This window comes from Paenibacillus sp. TCA20, assembly GCF_000732325.1.
Taxonomy (GTDB): domain Bacteria; phylum Bacillota; class Bacilli; order Paenibacillales; family Paenibacillaceae; genus Paenibacillus; species Paenibacillus urinalis.
The window spans coordinates 38,174-45,437 of the sequence record NZ_BBIW01000025.1; the positions used below are offsets into that span (position 1 = coordinate 38,174).

Annotated in this window: 7 protein-coding genes and 1 pseudogene; 6 read left to right on the forward strand and 2 right to left on the reverse strand. The window is 39.2% G+C overall.

Annotated elements, in window-relative coordinates:
- Positions 1-19: 19 nt before the first annotated feature.
- Positions 20-2,971, reverse strand: coding sequence for a Tn3 family transposase (locus tag TCA2_RS25605; RefSeq protein ID WP_047914434.1), 2,952 nt, complete (start codon positions 2,969-2,971; stop codon positions 20-22).
- A gap of 1 nt (position 2,972) precedes the next feature.
- A complete protein-coding gene (locus TCA2_RS25610; protein WP_047914435.1) occupies positions 2,973-3,542 on the reverse strand; it encodes a recombinase family protein in 570 nt (189 codons plus the stop codon).
- A 247-nt stretch (positions 3,543-3,789) separates the two neighbouring features.
- On the opposite strand from TCA2_RS25610, the gene merR1 reads away from it, so the two are divergent.
- The 6 genes and pseudogenes from merR1 to merR2 all read left to right on the forward strand — a co-directional run.
- Positions 3,790-4,188 carry a mercury resistance transcriptional regulator MerR1 gene (gene merR1, locus TCA2_RS25615; RefSeq protein ID WP_047914436.1) on the forward strand — a complete coding sequence of 133 codons (399 nt, stop codon included), beginning with the start codon at positions 3,790-3,792 and terminating at the stop codon, positions 4,186-4,188.
- A gap of 13 nt (positions 4,189-4,201) precedes the next feature.
- Positions 4,202-4,471: a hypothetical protein gene (locus tag TCA2_RS25620; RefSeq protein WP_047914437.1), complete on the forward strand. Its 270-nt coding sequence runs from the start codon at positions 4,202-4,204 to the stop codon at positions 4,469-4,471.
- The gene (merT, locus tag TCA2_RS25625) at positions 4,468-4,770 is read left to right on the forward strand and encodes a mercuric transport protein MerT (protein ID WP_047914438.1); all 303 of its coding nucleotides are present in this window, start codon (positions 4,468-4,470) and stop codon (positions 4,768-4,770) included. The genes TCA2_RS25620 and merT overlap by 4 nt, the downstream gene beginning before the upstream one ends.
- Positions 4,771-4,787: 17 nt before the next feature.
- Positions 4,788-5,126: a mercury resistance system substrate-binding protein MerP gene (gene merP, locus TCA2_RS25630; RefSeq protein WP_047914439.1), complete on the forward strand. Its 339-nt coding sequence runs from the start codon at positions 4,788-4,790 to the stop codon at positions 5,124-5,126.
- Positions 5,127-5,141: 15 nt separating this feature from the next.
- Positions 5,142-6,782 carry a mercury(II) reductase gene (gene merA, locus TCA2_RS25635; RefSeq protein ID WP_031642482.1) on the forward strand — a complete coding sequence of 547 codons (1,641 nt, stop codon included), beginning with the start codon at positions 5,142-5,144 and terminating at the stop codon, positions 6,780-6,782.
- A gap of 273 nt (positions 6,783-7,055) precedes the next feature.
- A pseudogene (gene merR2 / locus TCA2_RS25640) lies at positions 7,056-7,264 on the forward strand (mercury resistance transcriptional regulator MerR2); the annotation flags it as partial.

The following is a 7,264-nucleotide window of genomic DNA, read 5'->3' on the forward strand; positions in this document are numbered from 1 at the left end:
GAATCATCGGCCTTTAATATTATTGAAGAAGAGGGTGTAGGGAATGTAAACTTGTTACTTTTCTTGCATCAAAGTTGTATTCACCAAGAAAATTAATGTGTTCCCATCCTAATGGAGAAATATGTTTAAGTAAGTCTTCTCTCAAATTCCCTTTTTCCTTCAATAGTTTTGTTGCTTCTGTAAGATAAACGGTATTCCATACACTAATGGCATTAATTAGAATGTTTAAAGCACTTGCACGTTGTAGCTGGTCTTGTATTCCTCGTTCCCGCAACTCACCTCGTTTTCCAAAGAATAAGGCTCTCGCTAACCCATTCATCGCTTCTCCTTTATTTAGTCCTCGTTGAATTCGACGGCGTAGTGTTTCGTTAGATATGTAATCCAAAATAAAAATGGTCTTTTCGATTCTCCCCATTTCTCGCAAAGTAGTTGCAAGTTTATTTTGTCTCGCATACGACCCTAATTTCCCCATCATAAGTGAACCGGACACTTTTCCTTCTCGAATAGAATGAGCTACACGTAATACGTCATCGAAATTCTCTTGAATAATTTTTGTATTAATACGACCACGGAGTATATTTTCTAATTTTGGGAATTCATTTGGCGTTTGGATCGTGAATAGCTTAGAGTCAGCTAAATCACGTAGCCTTGGTGCAAAACGAAATCCTAGTAAATGACTCAATCCAAATACTGAGTCGGCGTAGCCAGCTGTGTCTGTAAAATGCTCTTCAATGTTTAAATCTGTCTCATGATGAAGTAATCCATCAATAACGTGTACAGCATCACGAGCATTGGTATTAATGACTTTCGTATAAAAACTTGAAAATTGATCACTAGTAAATCGATAAATGGTTGCTCCTTTTCCAGACCCATAGTGTGGATTGGAATCGGCATGTAACGATGAAACACCAACCTGTACGCGCATTCCATCAGAGGAAGAGGTACTTCCATCTCCCCAATAGGAAGCTAGTTTAAGCTTATGTTGAAAATTCACTAATGTCGCTTGTGCACGACTTATAGCATCATCGAATAAACGCCATTGCGCTGCATTAGCCATTTGATGATAGGTAACTCCTGGTGTCGCTTCTGCCATTTTAGTAAGTCCTATGTTAGTTCCCATCGCCATGAGAGCAGCCATGAGAACTACTTTTTCCTCTCCCTTTGGTGGGCGATTGGTTGAGGCATGTATCAACATTTCGTCAAATCCTGTCCAGTGTGCTACCTCCATTAAAAGATCAGTGAGCTTTATTCTTGGCAACATATTATATAAAGACAGGCTAAAAGCTCTCGCTTCTTCGGGTGTATTCTTCTCCAAACGGTCCAATCGGATCTTAGCCTTTTCGATATTTACTCCTTCTAGAGAATCAAGATTATTTGAAACCCATGTAAGGCGTTGAGCTAGTGACTTTCTTCTTTCCTCAAGATATTCATCTGCCGATGAACGAACGGCTAGTTTAGTTTCCGTAAGACGAGTTGTTTTCCAATCTTCTTTAGGAACAAGATACTCTTCAAAATCTTTATGAAGTCTACTACCGACTACGGATATGTCGCCTGAACGAATATGATTTTTCAACTCTGTTAGTGCAGCCATCTCATAATAGTGTCGGTTAATTATTCCATCATCACCATAAACATGCTTCTTCCAACGTTTAGGAATAAAATCTACCGGGGCATCATTTGGAATTTTTCTTTTACCAGATTCATTTATTTCATTTAGCGTTTTTAGAGCTTGCAATAATGGCTCTGTACCTTGTGTAGAACGAAATTCAAGAGATTTAAGAAAAGTAGGAGTATATTTTCTTAGATAAGAATACCGATTTTCTAACAAATCTAGATAATCGTAATCCATCGGACGGGCTAATTTTTGGGCTTCTTCGACGGAAGAAACAATTTTATCCCACGGCATAATCATTTCAATAGCATTAAATGGATCAAGCCCTTCATTTCGTGCTTGGATAAGTGCTGCACCAATATCTGCAAAATGCACGACTTTTTCATTCACTGCTTTTCCATTTTCTTTTTGCATTTCCTCTTGTGTTTTACGTCCTTTTGATTGCAAGATCATCATTTGTCGATCATGAATTTCAATTGCTTGATCAATTAGATCTTGGCTTAGTGTTACTAGATAGGAAACAAGAATTGCATATTTCTTTTTTTCTTTAAACCTTCGAAATGAGTGTGGTTCATACCTTGCTCCAATACGAGATAATTGAAGTAACCGATTGGGATGGATTTGCTCTGAATTTATCTCTAATTTTAAATCTCGTATATATTCTAAGCGCTTTATTACTTTTAAAAAGGCTTCAGGTGAAGATTGGCCGGGAAGTTCTCTAAGCCATGCTAAGGGGGTTTTTCTATTGTCTACAAAGGGATCTATAAGTTTATCTAACTTTTGTTTTTGCCATTTTGAAAGAGTACAAGTTAATGATTTAAAAATTCTTTCCTCTGCTCGTTGACGAGTTTCCCAAACAAGCCTTTCTATAGTAGTCATGCCAGGGAGAATAATTTTCTGATTTCGTAGTTCTTCTTGCGCTGTACGAAGAAGATACATTGAATTTCCATTTTGAAGGGCATGATTCAACAGAAACTGAGCTACCTTACGATAGTTCCCTAGGGAAAAATTTTCATAACCATAAACTTGACGGATTTCTTCCATATGCTCATGTTTAGTTGGCTCTCGTTGGGCATATAAAGAAAATGAATTAGGATTAACATTTATTTGTCTAGCTATGTATTCGATTATGTAATCTGGAATAGGTCCAACATCTGAAAGGGACCATCCGGGATAGCGTAGAACACATAATTGAACAGCAAAGCCTAATCGATTATGATCTCTTCTGTGTCGTTTTATAATTTCAAGGTCATATTGTGAAAAAGTATAATAAGTTTCTAGTTCACTTTCGCTCATATCAGCTGGAATTCGTACAAATTCCGTTCTTTGATCTTCTGTTAGTAATTCTTTCCCTCTCATGCTACAACTCCTTGCTAGATATCTTTTTCTTTTCTAGATAACGATATAAGGTTGTCGCTCCAATCCCTGTTGCCGTCTTAATTTGAGATAAAGAGTAATCTTTGCTTTCGTACATTTTTATAGCAAGTTCTATTTTCTTTAAATCAACCTTCGGTCTGCCTCCGTTTCTTCCTCTAGCTCTAGCAGCCGTCAATCCATCTTTCGTTCGTTCACTAATAATATCTCGTTCTAATTCTGCTATGCTGGCCAACATTCTAAAAAAGAATCGTCCCATAGCAGTTGTTGTGTCAATCTTGTCTTGTATGGAGACAAAATGAATACCCTTTGCTTCAAAATGTTCCATAAGCTCAATTAAATGTTTGGTACTACGACTGATACGGTCTAATTTATAGACAACTACCGTGTCACCTTTACGCAAAACTTTAAGAAGCTCGTCAAGCTGCGGACGGTTTTTTCTCTTGCCTGATTCCTTTTCTTCAAAAGTCTGGTCCACTCCGTAGTGAGTCAATGCATCGAGTTGTAACGATAATGACTGATCTTGTGTACTGACACGTGCATATCCAAATTTCAACAAGAATCCCCCCTTTTTTAATATCCTAACTATACCAAAAAGGGATTTGTAATAGATATATTGGTATTTAGATTTTGGTTATATTTTTGGTTATGTATTTTAAGTAGTTTTTGAGGTTTTAGAGAAGTTCTCTGTTTTTAACCAAAAACGGTCGTTTTCGGTATTGGAATCATTTAATTGAAGGGAGTAAAATATATTGACCATGTACTATGGTACATGGTTTATATTATATGTGAGGTGAAGTAAATTGCATTTTCGAGTCGGAGAAATCGCAGAGAAGTGTAACGTTAACAAAGAGACCATTAGATATTATGAGCGTTTAGGCTTAATTCCAGAGCCTGATCGTACCGAAAAAGGATACCGAATGTATTCACAACAAACGGTCGATCGGTTGAATTTCATAAAACGGATGCAGGAATTAGGATTTAGCTTAAATGAAATTGACAAATTGCTAGGGGTCGTCGATCGCGATGAAGCAAAGTGCCGTGATATGTATGATTTCACCGTTCTTAAGATAGAAGACATCCAGCATAAAATTCAAGATCTCAAAAGAATTGAACAAATGCTGATGGATCTTAAAGAAAGATGTCCTGAAAACAAAGATATTTACGAATGCCCCATTATTGAAACATTGATGAAGAAATAAGAGGTGAAACAGGATGAAAAACACAATAAAAAGTTCAGGCTGGTTTCTTGTCGCACTAATCACATGCCCGTGTCATCTGTTTTTACTGCTTCCGTTGGTTGCAGGAACGGCACTGGGTTCATACTTCACGGACTTTAAAGATGTTATTTTCATCGTGATGGGTCTGTTATTTGTCTTTGCTCTTTTCAAGGGCTGGAGAAAACTTGACCCAGAAACAAAGAATGAAACAAAAAAGGAAACAAAAACGCATGATTGTTGCAGTATGGAGAGGTTTAAATCATGAAGGAAAAAGTGTCGCAAGTAGCTACTGTATTTTCAGCTTTTGTTATGGCTGCATGCTGCCTAGGTCCACTGATTTTCATTCCTCTTGGACTAACTGGATTTGCAGGAGCATTAGCCTTCTATTCACTAAAGTATCGGTTATTGTTCAGCATCGTTACCATCATCCTTCTTGCATACTCCTTTTACATGGTTTACGGGAGAAAAGGCAAAAGGAAGAGTTCTATCATCGGCTTATGGATCACGACGTTTTTCGTTTTCTGCATGTTTCTTTTTTTATTTCTAGTTGAAGGTGGACTATAAAAGATGAGGTGCTTTATATGAGCGTACAAATAATTAGGATTATGATGCTATTATCCCTTCTGTTAGTGGTTAGTGCGTGTAGCAACGAAAAAGAAGCACAAAATACTATAGATGCTAAGCAGGAAGTAAAAACTACCATTGAAACAACTAAAACAGGGACATTCACGGTTTTGGGGATGGATTGTTGTCCACCGTCTGTTGTAGAAAGCGTCCTGGAACAGGTAGATGGCGTTAGCAAAACAGCCATTAAAGTCAGTGGAAGCAAGGGCGAAGTAACGGTTTCCTTTGATGATAAGAAAACGGATTTACAGGCAATTAAGACGGCAGTTTCGAATTCCGGGCTTGGAGTCGAGTAAAAGGAGAGATTTAACATGAAAAAATATCGAGTAAACGTTCAAGGAATGACTTGTACGGGTTGTGAAGAGCATGTAGCTGTTGCTCTTGAAAACATGGGTGCAAAAGGGATTGAAGTGGATTTTCGTCGCGGAGAAGCTGTATTTGAGCTAACGAATGACGTGGAGGTGGAAACAGCGAAAAAGGCGATTGCTGAAGCCAAATACCAGCCAGGAGAGGTAGAAGAATTACAACCGCAAGAAATGGTGCAGTTAGGCGATGAAGGCGATTATGATTACATTATCATCGGTTCTGGCGGTGCTGCTTTTTCGTCTGCCATTGAAGCTGTGAAATACGGAGCGAAAGTGGCGATCATCGAACGTGGAACGGTTGGTGGAACATGTGTGAATATTGGCTGCGTTCCTTCGAAGACATTGCTGCGGGCTGGCGAAATCAATCATCTGGCAAAAAATAATCCATTCATCGGATTGCACACGTCAGCTGGCGACGTTGATTTGGCACCATTGATCAAGCAGAAAAATGAACTGGTGACGGATCTTCGAAACTCAAAATATGTGGATTTGATTGATGACTACGGCTTTGAATTAATCAAAGGCGAAGCGAAATTCGTAGATGAAAAAACCGTTGAAGTCAATGGCATGCAGTTGTCAGCCAAACGATTCTTAATCGCGACAGGTGCTTCACCAGCAGTGCCAAACATTCCTGGACTGGATGAAGTCGATTATTTAACAAGCACAACTCTGCTTGAATTAAAGAAGGTGCCTAAGCGTCTTACGGTCATCGGTTCTGGCTATATCGGGATGGAATTGGGACAACTCTTCCATAATCTAGGCTCAGAAGTCACATTGATGCAAAGAAGCCCGCGTTTGTTAAAGGAATACGATCCTGAGGTTTCAGAAGCAATCACGCAAGCCTTGACAGAACAAGGGGTCAACTTAGTGACGGGAGCATCTTTTGAACGAATCGAACAAGATGGAGACATTAAAAAGGTCCATGTAGAGGTAAATGGCAAGAAGCGAATCATTGAGGCAGATCAATTACTGGTTGCCACAGGAAGAACACCAAACACGGCAACCTTGAATTTACAGGATGCAGGCGTTGAAGTAGGCCCCCGTGGTGAAATCGTAATCGATGAGTATTCAAAAACAACGAATTCACGCATCTATGCAGCAGGAGATGTCACGCTTGGTCCTCAATTTGTATATGTAGCAGCTTATCAAGGTGGAGTTGCGGCAGGAAATGCTATCGGTGGACTGAACAAAAAGCTGAATTTAGAAGTGGTTCCGGGGGTTACATTTACAGCTCCAGCAATTGCAACGGTTGGTTTAACGGAGCAACAGGCAAAAGAGAAAGGATATGAAGTGAAAACATCCGTCTTGCCGTTAGATGCCGTTCCAAGAGCACTGGTTAATCGGGAAACAACAGGCGTGTTTAAACTGGTGGCGGACGAGAAGACACTGAAAGTGTTAGGGGCTCATGTGGTAGCAGAAAATGCAGGAGACGTAATTTATGCAGCGACACTGGCTGTCAAATTCGGTTTAACCGTGGAGGATCTCCGAGAAACCATGGCTCCATATTTAACAATGGCAGAAGGATTGAAGCTAGCTGCTCTTACGTTTGATAAAGATGTATCAAAATTATCTTGTTGTGCAGGTTAATCACCTTTTTAGGAAGCCTTAATGTACGTCTTCAGTTAAAGAAAGCTTTTATAAAAGACGATTCTTCTCTTAACATAGAGATAATTGTCTTTTTTATTCCAAAAAATGTCTTAGCGTGGGTTTTATGTCAAAATGTTGGTGGTACCCCTGTACTTATCAATTTCATTGGGAAAAGATCTTTTTCTTCTTGACCTTCCCCTTAGGTGAAGGTTGTATACTCTAGTTATAGTTAGTTCAGCTGATGGTACCACCAGTTAACGAGGAGGGAGGAAAGTGGAGCAATTTACGATTGGTCAACTAGCCCAACAAACAGGAGTCAGTCGAAAAGCCATTCGATTGTATGAAGAAAAGGGACTTATCCTACCTTCCATTAAGCGGAGTGAAGGCAATTACCGCGTTTATAACCAAGAGCATGTATTTTGTATCAATGGTATCAAACAACTCCGATCTTTAGGCGTATCGCTGGAGGAAATGACGGATCT

Bases quoted from the DNA above. Each gene is read 5' to 3' on its own strand.
- merA (WP_031642482.1), top strand. From the start codon at position 5,142: ATGAAAAAATATCGAGTAAACGTTCAAGGAATGACTTGTACGGGTTGT.
- TCA2_RS25620 (WP_047914437.1), top strand. From the start codon at position 4,202: ATGAAAAACACAATAAAAAGTTCAGGCTGGTTTCTTGTCGCACTAATC.
- merP (WP_047914439.1), top strand. From the start codon at position 4,788: ATGAGCGTACAAATAATTAGGATTATGATGCTATTATCCCTTCTGTTA.
- TCA2_RS25605 (WP_047914434.1), bottom strand. From the start codon at position 2,971: ATGAGAGGGAAAGAATTACTAACAGAAGATCAAAGAACGGAATTTGTA.
- merT (WP_047914438.1), top strand. From the start codon at position 4,468: ATGAAGGAAAAAGTGTCGCAAGTAGCTACTGTATTTTCAGCTTTTGTT.